This window comes from Halobacillus kuroshimensis DSM 18393 (assembly GCF_000425705.1).
Taxonomy (GTDB): domain Bacteria; phylum Bacillota; class Bacilli; order Bacillales; family Halobacillaceae; genus Halobacillus; species Halobacillus kuroshimensis.
The window spans coordinates 381,583-406,519 of sequence record NZ_AUDY01000009.1 but is presented as its reverse complement, the minus strand read 5'-3'; the positions used below and the strand labels follow the sequence as shown (position 1 = coordinate 406,519).

Genomic DNA, 24,937 nt, shown 5'->3' with positions numbered 1-24,937 from the left:
TGCTCAGCTCCTTCTTAAGATTGGGCTTTTTTCTGACGAAGCGGTTTTCCTTTCAACACATCCATGGCATCGGTAATTTCATTAAAGTAATCGGACGCTTCATTCCACTGGTCGGTGACAAGATTAACAAAAAGAATGTCGATCATATGCAGCTGTGCCAGCCTTGAAGAGGTTGCCCCGCTCCGGAATGGGGCAGGAATTTCCCTGGAGGCTGAAATATACAGCGACACATCGGCATGGGCCGTCACGGGGGAATGCCCATAGCGGGTAAGACTGATCGTTTTGGCCCCTTTGTATTTGGCAATTTCCATGATTTTCGCCGTTTCATACGTTTCACCGGAAAAAGAAATGCCGAAGACGACATCATTTTCCTTTACGTTCGCAATGTTCATGGCCGCATTGTGCATATCCGTAAATGCGGAAGTCGCCTTGTTCATCCGAAGGAATTTCTGCTGGGCATCCTGGGCGATGATCCCGGAGGCTCCAACACCGAAGAAGTGGATGGTATCCGCTTTTTTCAAAACATCCACTGCTTTTTCCAGGGTCCGGTAATCGACCATTTCCGTCGTTTCCTTGATCGCCTGCAGGCTGTTGTTGGTCACTTTTTCAACAATTGAATCAGAGGGTTCCCCTGGCTGGATATCCCGGAAGCGGGCCTCCGGCTTCTTCTGCAGGTCTCCGGAAATGCGCAGCTTCAGCTCCTGCAGGCCCTTCAACCCGAGGGACTTACACAAACGGATGACCGCAGCACTGCTGGTGGAACTCAGTTCACCAAGCTGTGTAGCCGTACAATGGATCGCTTCATGAGGCTGATCCAGTATAAATTCGGCAATTTTTCTTTCTGACGGTGGCAGCTTGTCCTTCATTTCATTCAGAATGACAAGGCCGCCTTTCAATGAATTTTTCATATCTTCCACCACTCTTATCCTTTAATAGCTCCTTCTGTCATTCCTTTGACAATGCGCCGCTGGAAAATCGCATACAGGACGATGACAGGAACGATGGCAATCACTAAGCTTGCAAATAAGGTTCCCCACGCGTTGGTGTACTGGGTCTCATTGCTTATGTAATCGATCGCCAGGGCCAGCGTATAGTTTTCTTCCGTCTGCAGGAAGATTAAAGCCATAAAATACTCATTCCAGAACTGGATCATGTTCATGATCGTTACGGTAATGATACCCGTTGTCGAGAGCGGAGTAATTACCTTCCACAAGATGCCATACGGCGACATCCCATCAATGGCTGCTGCTTCTTCCAGTGACTTCGGTATCGTAGCCATAAAGCTCGTCAGTACGAAAATGCTGAAGGGCAGCTGGCTCACCGCATAGACGATGCTCAATCCGAAAATGTTATCCAGTAGGTTCAGCTGCATCAATAAAAAGAACAATGGAATCCAGCCGAGAACCATTGGAATCATCATCGCAGAAATATACAGCGTAAACAACAGACGGTTCCCGCGGAAACGCATACGCTCCAACGCGTAGGATGTAGGAATCGCCATCATCAGCGTTAACGTGGCACCGAGACCTGTCACAATGAAGCTGTTGAAAACACTCGTGTCGATATTGTAGTTGCTCCAGGCATCCACAAAATTGGCAAAGCTGAATGATTCCGGCAGTCCCCACGGGTTGGCGTAAATTTCCGCGTTCGATTTAAACGCGCCCAGAACCATCCAGACGATCGGATACAGAACAGCGAGTGTCCAGATGATCAAAGGAATTCGAACGATGGTACGTGAAAAGAATTTTCCTGTCTGCACTCCATTCCCCTCCTGTCTGTTAATATTCCACTTTTTCCCTTCTCATAAAAAACTGCATAATAAGAACCGTGACCAACGATAGAATTAAAATCATTACACCAATCGTTGCGCCATAGCCGAAATTGTACTTAACAAATGCCTGTTCATATAAATACGATCCCATCACATGGGTCGAATTGTTCGGCCCGCCCTTTGTCATAACCTGGACAATGATGAAGGAACCATTCAATGTCGTAATGATGATGTATAAAATGCTGATCTTAATCTGCGGCCAGATGAGCGGCAGGGTCACTTTCCAAAACTGCTGCCACTCTGTCGCCCCGTCGATCTCAGCGGCTTCATAATAGCTTTTCGAAATGTTGGAAATCCCGCCCATCAGCATGAGCATGAACAATCCGATCCCAGCCCAGACAGAAGGAAGTACAAGGCTTGGAAGCGCCCAGTCCTCACTGCCGAGCCACGGTTTCGTCCAGCTTTCCAGACCAATCAGCTCAAGACCGGAGTTGACGAGACCGAGACTCGGATTATAGATGAACATCCATAAGATACCGATGACCACCACCGACATAATGTTGGGAAAGAAGAAGACGATGCGGTAGAAAGGGGCTTCTTTAATTTTCAGCTGTGTCAAAGCGACGGCAAAAAATGTCGACAAAATCATGATCCCGACCACTTTGGTCACAACAAGGAAATAATCGTGAAGGATGGTTCTGGGGATAATCTCATCACTGAACAGCCGGCGGTAGTTATCAAACCCGACAAATTCCGCCAGCGACGATGCACCGGACCATTCAAAAAACGAATAATAAAGACCGTTGAATAATGGATAAAGGGTGAAAACAGAAAACAGGATGAACGTTGGAACAAGACAAAATGCGAGAAATAGATTCCTCTGCCTGCGCGATTGGACCATCACACTTCCCTCTCTTTCTGTATGGTTATGAAAAAAGGAATGTGAAGACAAGAGCCTTCCCATTCCTCCTTCCATGTGAGCCTACTCTAAACTGCTGCGGTATTCAGCTGCGGCTTTTTCAGCTTCCTCCACGAATTCCTCTGCGGTTATGTTTCCGAGCATGAGGGAAACGAGCGAGTTGCTGATCGGCGTTTCCAGCTCTGAACTCATTGGGTGGGGCTTCTGATGAATCTGCACCTGTTCCGGATCGTTGATCATTTCATTCGCTTCGATCAAGAAGGAAGGCACTTCTTCACTGGAAGATAAATCAACCCCCTGCAGGTTCATGATTGCTCCTGTATGTTCAGAGAAGCTCTTCGCATACTCTTTTGTGAAAACAAACTCGACAAACGCTTTGGCTGCTTCCTTGTTTTCTGCTTTTTCAGCGATAGCCAGTGGACGAAGGTCAGGAACGATGGCATAAGGCTCTCCTTCATCCTGCATCGGTGATGGAACGAATCCATACTCGAAGTCATCCGGTGTATCGTTGGCCATTTCGTTAGGCAGCCAGAATCCTACAGGAATGAACGCATTGTCATGAAGAAGGAAGTTCATCTGGGACTGCGTATGGTTCAAAGCACCGAACCCATCATCAATCATGCCTTCTGCCTGCATCTGCTCGACTTTTTTCATAACATCAAGAACCGGATCGCTCGTCCAGGCCCCTTCATTACCTTTAATCACATCCGTCAAAAGCTCATCCCCGCCGGCCGCACCGAAGGCGGGATACAGCACACCGCGCAGGAAGTAATACGGGTACTGACCAGTGGTGACAAAAGGAGCGATGCCCTCTTCGTCTTTGATCTGCCCCATCGTGTCCATAAATCCAGGAAAATCTTTTGGAACCTCCCAGCCTTTTTCTTCAAACCAGGCATTGTCATACCACGTTCCCCATGTATCAAAAACAAGCGGCAGGCTGTATACGCTGCCATCATAATCAGCCGGATCGACGATAAAGCTCTCGCTCAAAGCCGTACCATCCTCAAGCTCGACGCCTTCCATCCAGTCGGTCAAGTCCATCAACTGACCGTCTTCCACCATCTGTGTTTCACTGGAGCCTGCTCCATCGATGTAGACGACATCAGGCGGATCGTCCGAAACCCAGCGGGAACGCATTTCTTCGTTAATGTTCGGACCGGCATGCTCCGTAATCGTGACATCCGGATACTCCTCCTGGAAATCACCGATAACCTCTTTCCACCAGGAATCTCCATAACCGCCGACAAAATACTGAATTTCAAGTTCTCCCGAAACCTCTCCCGATTCTTCTCCGCTGTTCTCTGAAGAAGACTCCTCTTCGCTGCCCTCACTATCTGTCTCTTCTGTCCCTGCTCCGGGTGCACAACCGACGAGTAAAAGAAAACCAAATAAAACGGCGACAATCAACCAAGCTGATGTTTTCCTCCATAAACTCAACATAAGCTCCCCCTTTTTTGAATGAAATCATGTATTTGAAACCAACGTGTGGTTTTCAAATTAAGTTTTCGCATTCACCGCATCCCGGAGCTGCCCGTCACAGGTATCGAGGAGACGTTTAGCTTCTTCAAAGGACACCTTCCTTTTCAACATAACGATGGCAGGTTTCACCTGATGCTGCGCTTTCTGCAGAGCCTCTTCCGCTTCCTCATAGGAAGTCCCGGCCGCTTCCATTAAAATGCTTTTAGCCCTCTCCCGCAGTTTGTAGTTGTTTGCATGCACATCCACCATCAGGTTTTCATACACCTTTCCAAGCTTGACCATCACAGCTGTGCTCAGCATGTTCAATACCATCTTATGAGCCGTCGCTGACTTCAAACGGGTGGACCCTGTCAATACTTCTGGTCCGACGATGACTTCGATCGGACAATCGGCCTTCCCACTGATTTCAGACTTATCATTACAGGAGAGAGAGATTGTAAAAGCGCCGACCTCCCCGGCATAAGTCAGCGCTCCGATAGGATAAGGGGTCCGGCCGCTGGCAGTAATCCCGACGACGACATCCTTTTTGCTGAATCCGCGGGCCTTCAAATCTTCCCGGCCCTGATTTTCGTTATCTTCGGAGTTTTCCTTTGCTTCTGTAAATGCCCGGCCGCCTCCGGCCATCACTGCCTGCACAAGCGAAGGGTCAACCATAAATGTCGGCGGACACTCCGATGCATCAAGCACGCCGAGTCTTCCACTCGTTCCTGCGCCGACGTAAAATAAGCGGCCCCCGTTTTTCAAGGCTTCTGCGATGTGGTCGACAGCTTTTGTAATCGCCGGCAGTACGTTTTTCACAGCCTCCGCTGCTTTATGATCTTCGTCGTTCATCACCGTCAGCATTTCTACTGTTGTCATCTCGTCCATATGTATCGTCCGTGCGTTCCTCTGTTCCGTCGTTAAAAATGTAAGGGAATCTGTCATGAGTCCATCACCTTTCTTTTTCCATTCCGGCTGATCTGCCAAGTAAAGCCGCTCCATATTCCGGTGGAGCGTAAGGATCGGTCAAGGGACCGAACTGCCTGTCTTCCAACAGCTTTCCAACATGATTTCGAAGAACTTGGGAGTATGTAAGGATGGAACCCGCTGCTGAAACAGGCGCTTTCGGATCCACTCCCTGCTTAACGAGACTTTCAATATGAAGCACCAGCTCTTCTGCCGCTTCCTTCAGCAGATCCACCGCTGCCTTATCGCCCTGTTCAGAAGCTTCGATGATGTAAGGAGCCAAAGCAGCGACTTCCTTCTTCTCAAAAGGACGATCATACAGACACCGAATCAACTGTTCCGGTCGCTCTAAACCGCAAGCACGCAGAATATAAGAAGTCATTTGTGTAGGCTCTCCGCGCCCATCCGCTGCCTTAGCCACTTTTGATAACGCTTTCAAAGAAAGGTGATAACCGCTGCCTTCATCTCCAATTAGATGTCCCCATCCCCCGCATGTCACAATTTTTCCCTCCGCTGTTATTCCAACAGCATTGGAGCCCGTGCCGGAAATCAACAGCATCCCTTCCTCTATGCCTGGGGCCAGCGATCCCTTCAACGCCGCATGCACATCGGATGTGATGTACAAGTTTAAATTTTCTGAAAAATATGGATTAAAAAAAATAGTACGCATTGTACCCACCATCTGTTCGATCTCATCCCGCCTGCCGACTCCTGCCAGTCCCATTCCTGCTCCTGATATTTCCTGCGGTGCCAGGGAGAACGTCTTCATTCCGTGCCGGATCAGGCTCTCAAGTCTTCTCCCGGCTTCCTCAAAACCAACGACGTGTGGGTTTGTCCCCGGCCCTTTCACCATCAGCGGCCGCTTTGGATACGCCCTTTCGTCCGCTTTCAAAAACAGACAGGTCGTTTTGGTTCCTCCACCGTCAATACCTATGATGTACGTCATGGGCTTCCTCCCAAACCTTGTTGAACTCATTATAGAGCGTATGAATTTTCATGTCAATTAAATGTTAGAAAATTCGTAATTATATTTCAAAAAAGAAAAACCCGGACTGTTATTAGTCCGGGCTGTCTCCGCTATGCTGCTTGTTTGCTGTTCTTTTTTTCTTCCGCCCTAAACCGGAACGGCGCAACAAGGAGTGCCGCAATTAAAAAGAGACCCATATTTCCAATGAGAGGATAGAATAAGGAAACGAGGTCTGTAAATCCGAGGAAGCTCAATCCGAAAGCGGCCGCAATCGTCATTAGAACGAATTTTTTATGCCGGGCTGTCCCCAGTGTTGTAAAACGTGCAGCGAAAGAGAAGAACATACTGACCGCGGTGTTGAATACCATTCCGAATAAAACGATGGAATAAAACGCCCCGAGCACCGGCGACAGCTCGTCCACTAAAGCCAGCAGCGGCATGTCGTACCCCGCAATGGAATCGACTCTTGAAAAAATGGCAAGATGGCTGAGCACGATCATCAGACCGAGACCGAGTCCGCCAAAAAGTCCGCCAAGCGCAGAGGTTTTTTCATCTGTTTCGTTCCCGCCCATCAATAGAGCCATCGAAGCACCGACTGCGATATTAAACGACACATAGTTCATGGCAGAAATGAACCAATAGGAAAAGTCACTCGGCTGCTTCAGGGCGGTCGCTTCCAAAACAGCAAAGCTTTTATCCATCGACATCAAACTATAGATAGAAATAACCACGACAGTCAATATTAAAAACGGGGTAATACTGCCGATAATCTTTACCACTTTGTCGACATTCAACAATAGGGCAGACGTTACGATGACGCACATGAAAATGACACCTGTGATTGCTGGAATTCCGAACTGCTGACTTGGAATCGAACCTGCTCCAGCAATCATGACAACACCTACGCCGAATAACGTGAAAATGATAACCGCATCGACGACCCATCCCAGCCAGCGCCAGCCGCTCACACGGTGGACGGCTTCTTTATGAGAATCGGCTTTCATCCGGGTGCCGAGTCTTGTCAGCATCATCCCCATGTAGGCGAAAAAGGCTGTGGCCAGTACGGCCCCCGCGGTACCCATATGTCCGAAGCTGGTGAAATACAACAACACTTCCTGGCCGGAAGCGAAACCTGCTCCTACAATAATTCCGATAAATGCACTGGCAATCTTAAAAATTCTACTCATGCTGCTCCTCCTTATGTAAAAAATTCCTGTTGTTTTATGAAACGCTTTCTGCCTTTTGTCGTTTTACACAAACAGATCTTTCTATCTTCGTATAAATACACAAAATAAGCAAGGGAAAATGGTCATGTCTGCATACGGAAAACCATGATAGAATAGAAGTAATGATTGAAAGAAGGAGAACGTCTATGAGTCCATCACCACGTACCCCTAAAACATTGAACGATCTGATTGATTCTCCCGAAGGATTAGCCGATCGAATCGCCGAAAGCCTTGGATGCCCCGTAACAATCGAAGATGCCAATCATCAGATTGTTTCCTACAGCAAACATGAAGAACGTGTGGATGATGCCAGAACGGCTACGATCATGCGCCGGAAAGTACCGGAGAGCGTCGTCAACGGCTTATGGAAGCACGGCATTATGGCCAGGCTTTTCGAAAGCGGACGCCCTGTCATCGTCCCTCCGATTGATGACATCGGCCTCGGCCGCAGGCTTGCCGTATCGGTAAGGCATAAAGAGGACATCCTCGGCTTCATCTGGGCACAGACCGCGGAATTGACGATCACGGAAGAGCATCTTCAGACCATTGAAGATGCCGCCCGCATCGTAAGTCAGCACCTGCTCCGCCAGCAGGCGAAGAAAAAGAAATCCGAAGAAAACCAAAAAGAGTTTTTCTGGCAGCTGTTAACCGGCGCTTTGGAAAACTCCTCCGATATCAAACGACTGGGAAAAAAATATCAAATGAACCTCCAGGGTCAGCTTTGTGTAGCTGTCTTCGAATTTACAGAAGACCTCAGTCAGTCTGTCGAACGTCAGGCCTACTATTTATCAGAGACACTGTACCAGACAAGGATTGTCAGCCGGATTTTTGACGATCATCAGCTGATCCTGCTTGTACGGACAGACCCTAAAGAAGAGGCGGAACACTTGAGCCGTGCTTTTCTGAACGATTTCACCCAGAAAATGAAAGAACGGCTGAACTTCGATGATTTAAAGGGAGCCGTCGGCCTCGTCTACCACACACCGTCGCTGATCCACTCCAGCTACAAGCAGGCCCTTAAAGTGCTTGAGTTGAAGGATCAATTCCCGAAAGCCCTTGCTGAAGTGGATCATTACCAGGACCTCGGCATCTATCAGTTCATTAATGAAATTGCCGAGCTGCAGAGGAAAGAACATTACCATAATGATGCCCTCCGCAAAATCAAGGTGTATGATGAAGATAACCGGGCGGCCCTTCTTGAAACGTTGAAGGTCTTCCTTGCTCATAACAGCAACGTCCATAAAGCAGCCGAAGACATGCATATTCACACCAACACATTGAATTACCGGCTGAAAAGGATCCGGGAAATCGGCGGAATCGACTATAAAAATGCCAGTCAAAAAATGATGCTGTTCATAGATTTGCTAATCGATGAACAAGAAAAAGAGGATTTGTGATTTTTCACAAATCCTCTTCTTTATTTTCTCATTTTCTGCTAAACAAAAAACTCATTTCCCGGGCTATACTTTTCTTACAAATTGTTCTGAAAGGTGGTCATTTTCTTATGATTATCGGAGTACCGAAAGAGATTAAAAACAACGAAAACCGTGTAGCTATTACACCATCAGGGGTTGTAAACCTTACAAAAGCAGGACATAAAGTATACATTGAAGTCGATGCCGGTCTTGGCAGTAACTTCACGAACGAAGAATATCAAGCCTCTGGTGCTGAGCTTATTGAAAGCGCTTCAGAACTGTGGGCTGCTTCTGAAATGGTTATGAAAGTTAAAGAACCACTGGCTTCAGAATATCCTTATTTCCGTAAAGGATTAATTCTTTTCACCTACCTTCACCTGGCGGCAGAGCCTGAATTGACGAAGGCACTTGTGGAAAATGAAGTAACGGCAATCGCTTACGAAACCGTTTCTGCTGATCAAAAACTCCCTCTGCTTACACCAATGAGTGAAGTAGCCGGGCGGATGGCTACCCAGATCGGTGCCCAGTACCTTGAGAAATCCTACGGCGGCATGGGCATACTATTGAGCGGTGTTCCAGGCGTTTCCCGCGGTAAAGTGGTCATCATCGGCGGCGGAATCGTTGGTACGAACGCTGCGAAAATCGCAATTGGTCTCGGTGCTCAGGTGACCATTCTTGACCTTAATCCGACACGCCTCCGTGAACTTGACGATCAGTTCGGTTCCGACATCCAGACATTGATGTCCAACCCGTATAACATTGCTGAATCTGTGAAAGATGCAGACCTTGTCATCGGCGCGGTTCTTATCCCTGGAGCTAAAGCACCGAAGCTGGTTTCTGAAGATATGGTGAAATCCATGAAAGAAGGTTCTGTCATCGTTGACGTTGCTATTGATCAGGGCGGGAACTTCGAAACAGTGGATCACATTACCACTCACGATGATCCAATTTATGAAAAACACGGTGTCCTTCACTATGCTGTCGCCAACATCCCGGGAGCTGTACCACGCACGGCGACGATTGGACTGACAAACGTCACCATTCCCTACGCCCTGCAGATCGCCAGCAAAGGAGTTACCGCTGCAGTGAATGATAACAAAGCGATTGAAGAAGGGGTCAACACAGCTAACGGTCACTTGACGTACGAAGCGGTTGCCCGTGATCTTGGCTACTCCTACACACCTGTGTTGGAAGCTTTAAAAGAAATTGCCCACGCGTAAGAAAATACAGTAAATGCTAACCATAAACCCGTGCTGTGAACACAGCACGGGTTTTACAATGTCTCCTCTAAATGCACCGCTCTTCCCTATAAGCATCAGCTGACTTTTCCTGCCCTCTTTTTGTTCGTGAACCCATTGTCTCCTATGACCAGCCCCTCCCCTTCTTACCTGCGTAAATAGTCACAATTCTTGTTATTCCTGCATAATTTTCAGAAAAGATAAACAGTTCGAACGACTCTGTCTTTTTTACCTATTTTTTCCTATAATTGGTTGTATTCCTGATAGGAGGTTGATTATGAAAAAGAAGTACGTCATTCCAGTAGCCGTCTTGTCGTCCGCGTTATTCATGGGAACATTGGCCCCTGTCCAGACACATGCCGTCAGTACATCCGATCAAACGCAGGTTCAACAGAAGATTGTACATAATCAGCAGAACAAGCCTTTTTTCAACAAAGAAAAGACACAGACGTCCTCAAGTGCCACGGAAAAATCCGCTCAAGAGCATTTGAAGCAGAACAAAAAGGCATATAACATTTCCAATCCGGACCAAAGCCTCAAACAGACCGACCTGAAAACCGATGATCTCGGAATGACCCACGTGACCTTGCAGCAGACAAAAAACGGGGTCCCAGTCGAAGGACATCTTGTTAAGGTGCATTACAGTGAAGACGAGAAAGTGGAAGCTGTGAATGGGCAGTTCAACACTTCTATTGAAAAGTCCAGCATGTCCACAAAGCCATCCATAACAAAAGCAAAAAGCATCGCCACCGCTAAGAAAGCGGTTACTGCACCCGATGAACTAGTTGAATCCCCCACTTCCGACCTTGTCATTTATCCATTCAACGATGAAAATCACCTGGCTTATAAAGTAAACGTCAACTTCCTTGGAGAAACGCCGGGAAACTGGATGGTGTATGTAGACGCTAAAACCGGGAAAGTCATCGATCAGTATAATACGATTATGCATGCCAGCTATAAAACGTCCCGCGGCTTTGGCATCGGTGTGCTTGGGGATTACAAGACGCTGCACATTTCCAAGGACATGAGTACCCAGGGACGGGATTACTACCTGCTTGATCAGAGCCATAAGAACTTGGATGGCATTTATACCCTGGATGCTGAAAATCAATGGGTGCTTCCAGGCAAGCTGTTCTCCTCCTCGGATGCGGCTTTCCGCACTTCCTATGAACGACCGGCGACAGATGCCCACTACAATTCGGAAGAAGTATACAAATACTTCCTGGAAGAACACGATCGAAACTCTATCGATGGAGAAGGCATGCCGATCGTATCGACGGTTCATTTTGGGGAGGATTACAACAATGCCTTCTGGAATGGTCAGCAGATGACCTACGGAGACGGCGACGGGGATTTCTTCATCCCACTATCCGCAGGTCTTGACGTTGCTGCCCACGAAATGACCCACGGGGTGACGACTTTCTCAGCAGGGTTGAAGTACCGCTTCCAATCAGGGGCTCTGAATGAAGCCTTCTCCGACATCTTTGGAGCCTTGGTTGATGAAGATGACTGGGAAATGGGTGAAGATATCATGGGAGCTGGAGCGAAAGCAGACGGCCGGACCGCCCTGCGCAGTTTGAGTAACCCGAGTAAGTTTCCTGTCGGGGCAGATTATGTCTCTTACGGAGATGGAAACGGCATGTACCCTTCCCATATGGACGAGTATTATGACCTGCCTATCGAACTGGATAACGGGGGCGTCCACATCAACTCCTCCATCATCAACCATGCCGCCTACCTGACAGGTGAAAAGATTGGTAAAGATAAACTCGGCCATATTTATTACCGCGCCCTTACCGTGTACCTGATGCCTGATTCTGACTTTGACCATGCACGTGAAGTGATCATTCAATCAGCGGTCGATCTATACGGAGAAGACAGCCCTGAAGCAGCAGCTGCTGCCTATGGACTGAACGAAGTAGGAATCACAGGCTGATCAGGAAGCCCCCATTAAGGGAGCGTCTGGCTGTCGAGAGGTCTCGACAGCCTTGTTTTTTTTCGATTTTAAGCCCCCCAAGGAGCGCCGCCCCTTCCACTCCTGCGGAAGAACGAGTGAGCCGAGATCGCCGAGCGTGGGTTTTGCGAGGAAGCTCGGGCGCTCGTCTGCGGAAAGGGAAGGGGCTTTCACTCCTGGCGGTAAGAAAGAAAAAAGCTTGTAAAGAAATATAGGTTTCTCTACAAGCTGAGGCTCCCATTAAGGGAGCCTCTTTCATAAGAATGGGCGGCAGCTCTCATCAGAAGAGACGACCCCAAGCCTTCGATACAAAGGATTCAAAATTTATTGAAATACGGAACCAAAAGGAGGAAAACCCTATGACAGTCACTTTATCCAAGGAACATTTCGTCTATGCGATGGACAAGGATCATCCCCCTGCCTTAAACGTTTCATCAGGCACAACGATTCAGGTGCATACGAACGACTGCTTCGAAGGTCAGATCCAGTCGGAGGATACCGAAATTGATGCGGTGGACTGGAACCGGATCAACCCGGCTACAGGACCTGTCTACATTGAAGAAGCAGAGCCTGGAGATACATTGAAAGTTACGATTCAGGATATTCAATTAGGGGACAGCGGAGTGATGGTCACCGGTCCTGACCTTGGAGTGATGGGGCACCGGATGGAAGAATTCCAGGCGAAAATCATTCCTGTAGAAGACGGAAAAGCTGTTTTCAATAAGGATGTATCTCTTCCGCTTAACCCGATGATCGGGGTGATTGGAGTGGCACCTGAGGGTGATGCCGTGTCCTGTGGCACACCAGGCGCCCACGGAGGAAATATGGATACAAAAGAAGTGACGACAGGAGCTTCTCTCTACTTCCCTGTTTTTCAAAAAGGTGCCCTTCTTTCTCTGGGGGATCTTCACGCAGCCATGGGAGACGGAGAAATCAGTGTCTCCGGTGTGGAAATTCCGGCGGAAGTTTCAATCCATGTAGAGATTATCAAAGGCCGGCCACTTCCTTTCCCTTTCTTGAAAAATGAGGATGGACTGAGTATTCTTGTCTCTAAAGAAACGCTGGATGAAGCTGTAGACTCTGCGGTTGAGCTGATGATTGATTTCCTCCAGCCGCAGACAGACCTTTCTGTATCGGAACTGACGATGCTGATGAGTGCTGCCGGGCAGGTACAGGTCAGTCAGGTCGTGGACCCGCTGAAAACTGCCCGTTTCTTCGTACCAAACCAAGTGCTTGAAGCCTATTCCATCTCTATAGAATAAAAAAAGAGCTGCTTCCGGAAATAAACCGGAGCAGCTCTTTTCGTATAGGGATATTTTTTCATCGTTTCAAAACACTCTTGAAGTGTGTGAAAGTATCAAAGCTTGCTTTGCCGTGATAAGCTCCCATCCCACTGTTTCCTACACCACCAAATGGGAGGTAGTGGGTTGTCATATGGTTGATCGTATCGTTAATCGCACCTCCACCAAAGGAGATGTTCGTGAAGACATCGTTCTGGACTTCCTCGTCTTTTGTAAACAAATAGAGGGCCAGTGGTTTCGGACGGTCCATGACCGCTTCAACAGCTTCAGATACTTCATCAAATGTGAGCACAGGAAGAATCGGACCGAATATTTCGTCCTGCATCACATCGTCCTCCCAGGTAATTTGATCAATAAGCGTTGGCTCAATAAATAAGTTCTCCTTATCCGTACGTCCGCCCATGTAAAGTTCGCCGTTATCCAAAAAGTTTTTGAGACGATCGAAGTGCTTTCCGCTAACTACGTGAGGATACGTATCAGCCGGAACCACATCGCCATACGTGTTCGTTTTCACTTCTTTGATTTTCTGCATCAATGCCTCTTTCACATCGCTGTGGGCTAGAACATAATCAGGAGCCACACAGGTTTGCCCGGCGTTCATGAATTTACCTCCAGCAATACGGGCAGCTGCCTGATCCAGGTCAGCGTCCTTGTGAACAATCGCTGGACTCTTACCTCCCAGCTCAAGGGTCGTTGGTGTTAAGGTCTTCGCGGCAGCTTCTGCTACGATACGACCGACGCCTGTACTACCCGTGAAGAAGATGTAGTCGAAATTTTCTTTAAGCAGGGCCGTACTTGTCTCTACTTCCCCTTCGACTACATGGATGTATTCTTCCTTGAAGTTTTCATTAATCATGCCGGCCAGCAGGCTGGATGTGTTCGGCGTTAACTCAGACGGCTTCAATACAGCCGTGTTTCCTGCTGCGATGGCTCCGACTAGTGGGGCCACAGCCAGCTGTACGGGGTAGTTCCACGGAGAGATCACCAGAGTGGAACCATAAGGCTCAGGCTGGATAAAACTTTTGGCTTCGCCATGAGTTTTAGGAGTCGGAACTTCCTGCGTGGCCGACCATGTATCCAGATTCTCAAGCATAAAATCAATTTCTGACAGTACAAGACCGATTTCTGCACGGTTAGTCTCTTCCTCCGGCTTATTCAAATCCGCCTTCACTGCATCGATGATATCCTGTTGGTGAGAGGTCATATATTCTTTGATTGTTGTTAAAGCTTGTTTACGAAAAGCTGTCTCCTTCGTCTTTCCACTACGGAAAAAGGATTTCTGCTTCTGTACCAGTTCTTGATAGTTTTCCATCATAAACGTCTCCTTTTGAATGTTGAGCAGTCAAACGACCTTCTTGTACAGGCTGTTATGCCCCGGCTCTTCCCTATCCAGGAAACGGTGAAACGCCGGGACCGTCTGCGGCCCAATTCCTTGGACTCACCTAACCAGATGAGCGTGCTGTCTAAACTACTCCTCTATAACCGGACAGTCAATTGATTTGTCTGGAAGAGGCCTTTAAAACAAAATCCCCTGACGTGATTTTTGAATCTCGCCAGGGGTCGGAATGCTGTATTTTTTTAAAGAGCAGACCTCTGCTCGCTGACTGCATTCGTCTGTCTAAAGTTGAATAGAAGGATGACCACAAAGACTGCCAATCCAATAAAGTCAGTCCACAACCCTGGATAAATCAGCAGCAGTGCGCCTGCTCCGGCAAGAAAACGGAAGCCGGTGGAAACCTTCGTCTTCAAGTATCCCTCTGTCATGATGGACAGGAGGAAAACGCCTATGAGGGACGTAACGGTAATCGTCACAATGTTCATCATCGTCGCATCCACCATCAGCATTTCGTGCGAAAATACAAACATGAAGGGCACAATAAATCCGGCAATCGCCAGCTTCATCGCTTGGAAACCGGTTTTGTTCGGATCACCGCCTGCGACTCCGGCTCCGGCAAAGGCCGCCAAAGCTACAGGTGGAGTAATGTTGGCAAAGATACCAAAGTAAAACACAAACATGTGGGCCACAAACGTCGCGGTTTCCGTCGATCCTGCCAGTTCTCTATACAACGGAAGCTGGAGAAGGATAGGTGCCGCCATCGTGCTTGTAATAATATACGTCGGAATACTTGGAAGTCCCATGCCTAAAATGATTGACGTGATCATCGTCAGAACGAGCGTAATGATCAGCTGGATCAGCGGACTGTTCACCGCACTTCCGATACTTACGATACTGTTGGCAATTTCCAGGGCTACCCCTGTTAAAGAGGCAATCCCTACAACAATCCCTACCGCTCCACAGGCAATCGCAACGGGCACCGTTGTTTTCGCGCCTTCCTCTAAAGCCTTCAAGCAATCAACCACGCCTACTTCATCCCCTTTAATTCGGAGACGCTTTCTCCATAGGTTAATCGCAAGTGGAACGGCTACGATAAGCAGCAGCTCCCACCAATCACTCCGTACATTCGGTACGGCGCTTCCGGACAGAACCGCAGACAGTTGCGGCTGGAAGATGAGAAACATAGAGATTCCGAGGATAATAGGAATCATTTTGCTCGTCCCGGCAATGACGACGGTGGCAATAATCGACCAAAACGCCGCATAAAACGGAGTTTTGCCGGAAAACAACAAGTAAAGCAAGGTGAGCATCGGAATGATTAAATGTCCGCGTTCAGCGATGACTTCCTTTACAGACGGCAGTTCACTTTTAGGCAGTCCCTGCAGACCCCGTTTTGCTGCCCGGAAATGAACCTGAAGTAAAATCCCTACATAGAACAAAAGAGCGGGAATAATCCCGGCGAGAATGATTTTCGTGTAAGGGACGTTCAAATTTTCCGCCATAATAAAAGCAGCAGCCCCCATGATCGGAGGAAGGATCTGTCCACCTACACTGGCCGCGGATTCCACGGCACCGGCAAAGTTCTTTTTATAGCCGATTTTTTTCATTAGTGGAATGGTAAACGTTCCTGTTGTGACGACGTTGGCAATCGCTGATCCATTAATGGATCCTAAAAAACCACTGGCGATGACCGCCACTTTGGCAGGGCCACCTTTCGTATGACCGGCCACGGCAAGGGCCAGATCATTAAACAACTGCCCCATACCGGACCGGGCTAGGAAAGCACCGAATAAGATGAACAGGATAATGTAGCTCGCCGACACCCCGATGGCTGTTCCGAGCACCCCTTCGGTGATGAAGATGAGCTGGGCAATGATCTGCTTCGCCACACTCGTAACAATGACGCTGTTCAGATCTGGATAGACAGACAATTTCACATAAAAGCCGTAAACCAAAAAGCCAAGTCCCAGCAGGGTAAGCCCCCACCCCGTCACCCTTCTCGTAATATCAAATAAAAGAAGCAGAATGAGAATCCCTACGTAAAAATCCATATCGTTGATCTGCCCTCCGGATTGGATAATCCGTTCGGCCGTCATAAACATATACAAGCCGGCAAATACTGAAAGACCGGCCGTGATGTAATCATAAACCGGAACTTTCCTGCTTCCTCTTTTCCTAACAAAAGGATACAGCAGAAATCCGAGTGTCATTAACGTATACAAGTGGATGCTCCTTTGTTTTACATCCACAAGGGAACCGGCATAGGACGTGTACAAATGAAATAAGGATAATGAAATCGCAAGGACGGAAATCGCTATCGCCATCGGCTTTACAAAGTCCGTTCTCGTCGTACTTTCCCTGTCATACTTTTCTGCAGTTTCACTGTTCTGTTTGTTCATCATCATTCCTCTCCCTTCCACCCCTGTGCTTTTAAAACAACATACCTCCAGACGGTCATCCGACGGACAACAACCCGATAAGCCTTCTTCTCATCCAGCTGGTACGTGATATCCTTTCCATAGAAAAGGCGGTGTTCGGTTGCTTCCCCTGTACGGACGACCAGCTCACTTCCAATCGGCTGGTGAATGCCTGTCATATACACCCAGCCGTCCTCGACATACGTATCATCGCCTGTATCATGGGGTACACCGGCTCCAAAAGTTTTAAAGCGTGTCCCTGTCAGGGTGATCCCGCCATCCTGGACGATGAATATTTCTTCCCAATCTTCTTTTTCAACCGAATGATTCCAGCGGATGCGGAATTCCTGCTCCGAATCTGTAAGGTATAAAGCTGTGATCTTTCCTTCTTTAATCAATGTCAGCGCTTCTAAAGAATAAAAGGCTGAGAACAGAGACACGGCTGATAGACCGATTAGAAACACATAGAAAATTCTCATCGTAATAAAGGGCACCGGATCAACGATGCCCCTCTCCTTTACTCTAAAATTCCCTGTTCCTCATAGAATTTCTCAGCACCTGGATGCAGCGGAGCAATCAGGCCTTTCGCAATTTCATCTCTGTCCAGCTGTTTTAACGCTCCAACGGAAACTTCTTCTGTTCCTAAATACTCGTAATACCGTTTGGTCATGTCGTAAACGACGTCTTCACTCAAATCTTTGGACACGATAATCATGTTCTGAATACCAACCGTTTCCACTGCTTCATCAAGATCATACGCCGCTTCATTGCCAGCCTCTATCGTATTCGCCTTATAGAAAGGGTACTTGTCCATCAGCGTCTTGGCTGTCTCCCCGCTGATTTCGACAAACTGGATGTCTGTCTGCTGCATCAAATCGGTAATATTACTGTTCGGTACCCCTGATGTGAAGAAGGCAGCATCCAGGTTTCCATTCTTCATTTCCTGCACGCTGTCGGCATAGCCGGTATGCGTCACTTTGGAAAGATCATCATAGGTAATATCCTCTGCCTCCAGGACTTTCTTCGCACTCTGCTCTACGCCGGAACCGACTTTTCCAACTCCGACTTTCTTGCCTTTCAAATCAGCTACAGACGTAATCCCACTGTCTTTTAAAGCGACAATCTGGACAACATTCTGGTACATTCCCGCCATCGCTTGAACGTCAACCGCATTTCCATCAAACTGCCCCTGCCCTTCTATTGCATCATAACCGACATCACTCATAATGATGGCCATCTGATTCAAACCATCTTTAATATTCTGGATGTTCGCGACAGAAGCCCCAGTTGATTCCACGGTGACATTGTCCACAGTTTCACTTTCCTCAAATACGGGTTTGACCGCTCCACCAATGGGATAATAAGTTCCTGATGTACCACCTGTACCTAATACAATCGATTCTGAACCTGATTCACCGGACCCGGATGCCTCTTCTGAATCTCCACTGCCTCCGCAGGCCGCTAAAAATGCCGTAAGAATCAGTACAGATATAAGAAAAACACGCTTCATCATAGAATTGCCTCCAATTCGTAATATTCTAAAAATAATGATAACGCTTACAAATTAGATTGAGAATATTACGGACATAATGAACATTTTGGTCTTTTTGTTCATAAAAAAACTCCCCTGCATACGAGGAGAGAGTCAAGGTTTTATCCGGTAGCGGTTCACCGGACGGCCTACCGTTCCATATTGAATATCAATGACGACCGATCCTTCTTTCTGAAGATATTCCAGATACCTCCTTGCCGTGACACGGGCTGCCCCGATCGCTTCAGCCGCTTCCTCCGCCGACAGTGGGTGCGTCGAGGATTTCAATACATGGACCACCTGTTTCAGTGTCTGCTCATTCAATCCCTTAGGAAGCACCTTATTTTCTGCTGGGACTGTCGATCCAAACAGCTCATCCAGCTGGGTCTGACTGAGCTCTCCATTTCCAATCACAGCCGTCCGGTAGGTTCTGTACTTTTCCAGTGCGTGCTGCAGCCGTTCAAATTTGAACGGCTTGATGATGTAGTCAATCACTCCGTACTGATACATCGTCCGAATGGTTTCTTTCTCTTTTGAAGCCGTAATAGCAATCACATCCGCTTGAACACCGTTCGCACGGAGTTCTTTCAATGTCTCTACTCCATCCAATTCAGGCATGTACACATCGATGACAATCAGCTGAGGGTTATGTCGGGAGGCAAGTGCAACACCCTCTTTTCCATTGGAAGCAATGGCCTGCACCTTGTAAGGTGGCACCTTTTCAATGAACTGCCGGTTGACTTCCTGAACCATTGGATCATCTTCGATCAAAAGAACTTCAAGCGTTTCTAACTGTCTGCTCATCCTGTCCCTCCTCGATGATAAGTGGTACATCAATGATGATGGTTGTTCCCTGTCCCTCCGCAGATTTCACGGTTATTTTTCCTATGGCTTGATCCACGAGGTTTTTGACAAGATACAACCCAATGCCGGACCCATGATCTCCCTTCGTGGAAAAGCCTTTTTTATACATCTGCCGGCTGACCGAAGGGCTCATCCCCATCCCGTTATCTTCAACGATGATGGAGCACGTTTCGTCGTCCTGTATAACTGTAACCCGGATCGTTTTTTCATCCTGTTGGATCCCTTCAAAGGAGTGAAAGGCATTTTCAATCAGATTTCCCAATATAAGCACCAGGTCATGATGGTCCCAGAGCGGGGGAAATACCATCAATCCGCTTTCTTCCTCTACAGAAACATCAATCCCTAATTCCTTTCCTCTGGCAATTTTACTCAGAAGGAGGCCGGCGATGCTGTAATCCTGGAAGGTGGCCAGAAGGGAACGTGACAGCTTCTCCTGTTTTTCTGATGTGTCAAATACATACTGCAGGGCTGCATCGTTCTGTTCCAGCTGAATCATACCGGCGATAGTATGAAGCTTATTGCGATGCTCGTGGTTTTGTACCCGCAGGGCATCAACAAAAGCTTTCACTCCTGTCAGTTCTTCAGCGAGCCGTGTCACCTCGGTCCGATCCTGAAAGATCAAAACGGCTCCTTCATATCGATCCTCTACTTTGATCGGAATACACGTAGCAAGAAGAAGCTTCATCCCTGCACGGATCTCACGATTCAACACAGGCTCTCCACCAGCAAGGACATGGCCGAGTTTCAGACCAGGGACGATAGTATGTATAGAATGCCCTGTCGGTGAGCCCGTAACATCCAGCAGGGACCTTGCCCTTTGGTTGATTAATGTCACTTTTCCAGCCGTATCCACAGTCACGATTCCTTCATTCATGGCTTCGAAGGCTGCCGTCCGTTCTTCATAAAGCTGAACAATTTCGTGAGGCTCCAAAGCAAACATCTGCTCCTTTAAATGACGCGCAAGCAGCCAGGATCCGGCCATCCCGAATAAAGAGGTGAGAAGAAGAACAAGGCCTATTTCGTTTTTCATTTCCCATATGACTGCTCTCATGGAGGGAAGGATTTCACCGACAATCACGACACCGATCTGCTCATGGTTCTCATCCATTACAGGGACAAACCCGCGCACGGCTGTCCCCGATTCTCCTTTCGCTTTGGAGGTATAACTGTGCTCAGCAAAGGCCGGTCCTTCATCTCTTCCGGAAGACAACGTGCCCAGATTTTCCTCGACAGGGTGCGAGTAGCGGATCCGGTTCATGTTCAAAACAACGATGTAGTTCGACTGGTAGACGGTACGCATCTGTTCGACCAGAGGTTGAATGTTCTCCCAGCCCCTGGGTTCTTTGAGATGGCTCTGAATTTCAGGAAGGCTTGCGATGGTCTGTCCGGTCAACAGCGCCCGTTCTCCCAGTTCTTCTTCTTTTGTTTCGACCGTATGACCGACAATGAGAATTCCACCGATCAATAATGAGAAAAGGACCATACCAAACGATAGAATGGTAATCTTCCAGCGAATCGGCATGCGTTTCAATGACATGAATCTGCTCCTTTCCCCTTTTGTTCTTCCAGTGTATCATCTTCCACACAAATTATGGTACACTTGTGTAAACGATTTCAGAGGAGTGCTGTCATTGAGAACGTTCGCACTCATTTCTCTCTTTATATGCAGCGGAGTGCTGGCGGCTTTCGTTTTCGGTTTTGACCTCAAAGATACCGTACAAACGCTGGAATATGATGATGAACAGGAAGGCCTGGAAGATCAGGTCGTCATCAAATTCAGCCATGTCACGTCTGAACACACACCAAAAGGTTTGGCCGCGCGTAAGTTTGCGGAGCTCGTGGAAGCACGTACAAATGGCACCGTGTCAGTAGAAATCTATGCCAATGGGGCGTTGTATAACGATCAGGACGAACAGCAGGCTCTCAAAGAAAACCGTGTACAGATGATTGCTCCTGCTACGTCTAAGCTCACTTCAGAGTATCCCGGTTTTCAAATTCTGGACCTCCCTTATGCTTTCTCTTCCTATGAAGAAGTTAGAAAAGCTTATGAGGGTACAATCGGGCGGACGCTGCTTGCTGAATTGAACAAATCAGATATGAGAGGAATGGGATTCTGGTATAACGGCTTCAAACAAATGACGAGTACCAGTGAGTCTCTCCTTCATCCGAGCGATTTTGAACGGATGCATTTCCGCAGAATGCCGAGTCCGGTGATCGAAAGGCAGTTTCAAGCCCTGGACGCAAGTACAAGTCTGCTGCCCTTTAATAAAACCTACGAAAACCTGCATGTTGAATTTATCAATGGCCAGGAAAATACCACGTCCAACATTTATACGAAAAAGCTCTACGAGACACAAGATCACTTAACCATCAGCAACCATGGCTATCTCGGCTACATCGTCCTTACAAATGAAACCTTCTGGAAGAACCTGTCCGACGAACAACAAGAAATCATTGAAACATCCATGGAGGATGCAACGGAATGGATCCGCCGCCATTCTATTGAAACGAACGATGCCCACCTCAGGGAATTAAAGCGCACCGACTCGATCAGCATCCATTATTTAAATCAAGAGCAGCAGAACATATGGCGGCAGGCGCTCGAACCCGTCTACATAGAAACAGAAGCATTCGTGGGCAGAGAATTGATGCAGGAACTTGATCAAATCACCGACCAGTGAAGGAGGCGTACAAATGAAAACGATTTTCGTAGCCGGCCACGCCAAACTCCCAGCAGGGATGGCCGCCAATCATATCTCGGAATCTTTAACACTGACGCTTGAAGTGGACAGAAAGTATGGCGTCATCGTCGATGCTTCCTGTACACTTGCTACAGAACACGGACGAAGTTTCGTCAAAGCGTTACTGAAAGGCTACAGTTTACAGGACGGTGTGGAAGAGCCTGCAGCTGAATTAAAAACAGGATATCTGGGTAAAGCAGGGAACGCTCTCGAAGCCTCCCTTAAAGACGCACATAAGCAGTACCTTCTCCATCAATAATGGTTTAGTATGTAAAACCCCGTACAATGATTGAATCATTGTACGGGGTTTTTTTATTGGATCGTGCACGACCTCCGCTTTCCTTAGAGACGACTGCACCGGAAATCATTCCAAAGAACGGATAAACACTATTAACGAGGTTTCTTTACTCAGCTTATCGAAACACGTTCCCTTCCCAGCCCGGGCAGTTTTTCAGCAATTTCCTTCCCGATTTCCAACGAAGCAGTAGCTGCCGGGGAAGGGGCGTTGCATACGTGAACCGTCCGTTTCCCTGGAATAATATAAAAATCGTCCACGAGCTTTCCATTTTTCAACATCGCCTGTGCGCGTACACCGGCATCCGTCGGTACAATATCTTCCGCGTTGATTTCGGGAACGAGACGCTGCAGGCTCTTCACAAAGCTTTCCTTATAGAAGGAGCGGACCATCTCTTTCATCCCCTCCTTCATATTGGCTCCTGCAAGCTTCCAAAAACCAGGGAACGTTAAAACCTCTTTCATGTCCTTCCAGTCCATGTCCACTTTGCGATAACCTTCCCGTTTAAGACTCAGCACCGCATTCGGTCCGGCATGAACGCCCCCATCCATCATTTTCGTTAAATGAACCCCTAAGAAAGGGAAGTCCGGGTTGGGAATCGGATAGATTAAGCCTTTGACGAGGTGACGTTTTTCCGGCACCAACTCAAAATATTCCCCGCGGAACGGGACAATCTTCACATCCGTATGAATGCCGCTCATCGCTGTCATCCGATCACTGAACAGCCCCGCACAGTTGACCATATACCGGGAATGAATGGTACGTCCGGGTGTCTCGATGATAACCTCATCCTTTTTTTCTACAATATCCTGGACAGGAGAACCGAGAAAAACATCGGCTCCTCCTTTTTTCAATTGTTCCATAAGCTTCCGGCTGACCTCTTTATAGTCGACAATGCCTGTCGTCGGCACCTTCAATCCAGACAGCCCATGCACATGAGGCTCTACATCATGAAGCTCCTCCTGCGAAAGTCTTGTCACATGCAGCCCATTCTGCCCCACCCGTTCATATAGAGCTTCCATCCGCGGCAGTTCCTCGGGCTCTGTGGCCACAAGCACTTTCCCACAGACGTCGTGGGGAATCTCATGCTCCTCGCAGAACTTCACCATGGAATTTCTGCCTTGAACAGCCATTCTAGCTTTGAGACTGCCGGGCTTATAATACACACCTGAATGGATCACTCCGCTGTTCCGGCCAGTTTGATGAGCCGCAATTTCCGTTTCTTTTTCCACAACCGCGATAGAAGCGTGCGGTTCCTTGTTTCGTAATGCGTACGCTGTCGAGAGCCCGACAATACCAGCCCCGATAATCACATAATCATACATATAGAAGCCCCCTGCCTTTTACTTGAAAAATCGTCCCCGCTGTCGGAGAAGCTCTCTGTGGAGATCGGTATTCTTCTCAAAAGCTCCGCGTCCGTGCAGCCAGAAGCGGTTGTTCAGCATCACCAGATCTCCTGTTGGAAGTTCAAGCTCCACTAAGTTTTCCGAGTTCTCCATTGAATGGGATAGATCTTTTAAATACTGTGCCTGTGTGATCGTTTCTGGATAGACGAATTGGTCAATAAAGCAGATGCACGGCTCATTGTTCCACGTATAAAACGTCTGCCGCTGCACTTCTTCACTAACATTTTTACTCGCTGGGGCTTTGTACGTAAACGGGTAGTCGGCCAGCGCATGACGGCTGTAATAGTCCAGGTCCTCCCATTCATCCAGATGAAGAAGGCGGGAATTACCGCCCGAAGCATTTTCCTCTTCCATTTTCATCATGAGCAGCCAGTCTGTCGGCTCATCCACATACGTCCCATCCGTATGAAGGGTAAACCTCCGGTAAGCCTGTCGCAGGTAGGAATCACTGTCATCCGTATGTTGGACAGAAAAACGAGCGTAATATTTTTTCGACATCGCATCAAAATTCGGAATACCTGCCAGGTGCGAAAACGCAGTTGAAAATTTCACATAATCCTGAGTATCCATCGTCGTTCCCTGAACACCTGTGGTAAAACCGCCGGATCTTCTGTCATTCAGAATAGACGTCACATGCTTTTGGAAATCTTCATCCAACACGTTTACTAAAGCTTGAGCCGTCAACAGCCGCTGGTAAGGAATATACTCCAGCTGTTCATCACTGATATCTTTCACGTCCTCTAAAAACTTCCGAACCGCCTCTGTATCCAATTCAATCGTATACAAACGTTCATGCTTTTCATGAGGGCGGATCGTATATCCGTTTCCTGAAAAAACCGGCATTTGTTCTTTTCTAACGTCTACAGCACACATAAACATTCCCCTTTTTTATAATAGAGTAGGTTTTCCATCCAGGCCTGGATATGAAAAAAAGCCAGTCTTCCCCATAAAGGAAAACTGGCTTTAAACTGCGGATGGTCTCCGGATCATGGAGATGGGGCAGTTTTAACAGTTTGGTATTGCTACAACGTTCATGGCAGACCGAACGGAAAAGGGGATACCTTTTTTAAGGTCTGCTTTCTATTTCTAAGATTATATCTTTTACAATTTTCTGTCAACATGTAAATATCCA

Annotated in this window: 21 protein-coding genes; 6 read left to right on the top strand and 15 right to left on the bottom strand. The window is 47.8% G+C overall.

Annotated features, from left to right (window positions below):
* Positions 1–14: 14 nt before the first annotated feature.
* The 7 genes from H615_RS0109915 to H615_RS0109885 form a co-directional block, all read right to left on the bottom strand.
* The gene (locus H615_RS0109915) at positions 15–908 is read right to left on the bottom strand and encodes a MurR/RpiR family transcriptional regulator (protein ID WP_027955003.1); all 894 of its coding nucleotides are present in this window, start codon (positions 906–908) and stop codon (positions 15–17) included.
* Between the two features lie 14 nt (positions 909–922).
* A complete protein-coding gene (locus H615_RS0109910) occupies positions 923–1,759 on the bottom strand; it encodes a carbohydrate ABC transporter permease (RefSeq protein WP_027955002.1) in 837 nt (278 codons plus the stop codon).
* Between the two features lie 19 nt (positions 1,760–1,778).
* Entirely contained in the window at positions 1,779–2,672 is an 894-nt protein-coding gene (locus H615_RS0109905) for a carbohydrate ABC transporter permease (protein WP_027955001.1), read from the bottom strand.
* A gap of 81 nt (positions 2,673–2,753) precedes the next feature.
* The gene (locus H615_RS0109900) at positions 2,754–4,130 is read right to left on the bottom strand and encodes an extracellular solute-binding protein (RefSeq protein ID WP_027955000.1); all 1,377 of its coding nucleotides are present in this window, start codon (positions 4,128–4,130) and stop codon (positions 2,754–2,756) included.
* Between the two features lie 57 nt (positions 4,131–4,187).
* Complete coding sequence (gene murQ, locus H615_RS0109895) at positions 4,188–5,093, bottom strand: N-acetylmuramic acid 6-phosphate etherase (RefSeq protein ID WP_027954999.1); 906 nt, start codon at positions 5,091–5,093, stop codon at positions 4,188–4,190.
* A gap of 7 nt (positions 5,094–5,100) precedes the next feature.
* A complete protein-coding gene (locus H615_RS0109890; RefSeq protein ID WP_027954998.1) occupies positions 5,101–6,060 on the bottom strand; it encodes an N-acetylglucosamine kinase in 960 nt (319 codons plus the stop codon).
* A 131-nt stretch (positions 6,061–6,191) separates the two neighbouring features.
* Positions 6,192–7,268, bottom strand: a complete 1,077-nt coding sequence (locus H615_RS0109885; protein WP_027954997.1) for a YkvI family membrane protein — start codon at positions 7,266–7,268, stop codon at positions 6,192–6,194.
* A 185-nt stretch (positions 7,269–7,453) separates the two neighbouring features.
* Here H615_RS0109885 and H615_RS0109880 point away from each other — a divergent pair, with 185 nt between their 5' ends.
* From H615_RS0109880 to H615_RS0109860, 4 genes are all read left to right on the top strand, one after another.
* Positions 7,454–8,704, top strand: a complete 1,251-nt coding sequence (locus H615_RS0109880; RefSeq protein ID WP_027954996.1) for a PucR family transcriptional regulator — start codon at positions 7,454–7,456, stop codon at positions 8,702–8,704.
* 107 nt (positions 8,705–8,811) lie between these two features.
* Positions 8,812–9,942 (top strand): alanine dehydrogenase, encoded by a 1,131-nt coding sequence (ald, locus tag H615_RS0109875; protein WP_027954995.1) that lies wholly within the window; start codon positions 8,812–8,814, stop codon positions 9,940–9,942.
* A gap of 295 nt (positions 9,943–10,237) precedes the next feature.
* Complete coding sequence (locus H615_RS0109870; RefSeq protein ID WP_027954994.1) at positions 10,238–11,896, top strand: M4 family metallopeptidase; 1,659 nt, start codon at positions 10,238–10,240, stop codon at positions 11,894–11,896.
* 377 nt (positions 11,897–12,273) lie between these two features.
* Positions 12,274–13,176 (top strand): acetamidase/formamidase family protein, encoded by a 903-nt coding sequence (locus H615_RS0109860; protein ID WP_027954992.1) that lies wholly within the window; start codon positions 12,274–12,276, stop codon positions 13,174–13,176.
* Positions 13,177–13,234: 58 nt separating this feature from the next.
* Here the strand turns inward: H615_RS0109860 and H615_RS0109855 are convergent, their stop codons facing one another.
* From H615_RS0109855 to H615_RS0109830, 6 genes are all read right to left on the bottom strand, one after another.
* Entirely contained in the window at positions 13,235–14,527 is a 1,293-nt protein-coding gene (locus H615_RS0109855; RefSeq protein ID WP_027954991.1) for an aldehyde dehydrogenase, read from the bottom strand.
* Between the two features lie 266 nt (positions 14,528–14,793).
* Entirely contained in the window at positions 14,794–16,953 is a 2,160-nt protein-coding gene (locus tag H615_RS0109850; protein ID WP_244877740.1) for a TRAP transporter permease, read from the bottom strand.
* Entirely contained in the window at positions 16,953–17,447 is a 495-nt protein-coding gene (locus tag H615_RS21190; protein ID WP_051254660.1) for a DUF1850 domain-containing protein, read from the bottom strand. Before H615_RS21190 ends, H615_RS0109850 begins: the two co-directional genes overlap by 1 nt.
* Before the next feature lie 38 nt (positions 17,448–17,485).
* A complete protein-coding gene (locus H615_RS0109840) occupies positions 17,486–18,481 on the bottom strand; it encodes a TAXI family TRAP transporter solute-binding subunit (RefSeq protein WP_027954989.1) in 996 nt (331 codons plus the stop codon).
* A 132-nt stretch (positions 18,482–18,613) separates the two neighbouring features.
* Positions 18,614–19,303 (bottom strand): response regulator, encoded by a 690-nt coding sequence (locus H615_RS0109835; protein WP_027954988.1) that lies wholly within the window; start codon positions 19,301–19,303, stop codon positions 18,614–18,616.
* Positions 19,278–20,900: an ATP-binding protein gene (locus H615_RS0109830; protein WP_027954987.1), complete on the bottom strand. Its 1,623-nt coding sequence runs from the start codon at positions 20,898–20,900 to the stop codon at positions 19,278–19,280. The genes H615_RS0109835 and H615_RS0109830 overlap by 26 nt, the downstream gene beginning before the upstream one ends.
* 85 nt (positions 20,901–20,985) lie before the next feature.
* Here H615_RS0109830 and H615_RS0109825 point away from each other — a divergent pair, with 85 nt between their 5' ends.
* Positions 20,986–22,044 (top strand): DctP family TRAP transporter solute-binding subunit, encoded by a 1,059-nt coding sequence (locus H615_RS0109825; RefSeq protein ID WP_244877739.1) that lies wholly within the window; start codon positions 20,986–20,988, stop codon positions 22,042–22,044.
* 13 nt (positions 22,045–22,057) lie between these two features.
* Positions 22,058–22,363, top strand: coding sequence for a DUF3870 domain-containing protein (locus tag H615_RS0109820; protein WP_027954985.1), 306 nt, complete (start codon positions 22,058–22,060; stop codon positions 22,361–22,363).
* A 149-nt stretch (positions 22,364–22,512) separates the two neighbouring features.
* On the opposite strand, the gene lhgO is transcribed toward H615_RS0109820, so the two are convergent.
* Positions 22,513–23,724, bottom strand: coding sequence for an L-2-hydroxyglutarate oxidase (lhgO, locus tag H615_RS0109815; RefSeq protein ID WP_027954984.1), 1,212 nt, complete (start codon positions 23,722–23,724; stop codon positions 22,513–22,515).
* A gap of 18 nt (positions 23,725–23,742) precedes the next feature.
* Positions 23,743–24,678 (bottom strand): glutarate dioxygenase GlaH, encoded by a 936-nt coding sequence (gene glaH / locus H615_RS0109810; RefSeq protein WP_051254658.1) that lies wholly within the window; start codon positions 24,676–24,678, stop codon positions 23,743–23,745.
* Positions 24,679–24,937: the final 259 nt, after the last annotated feature.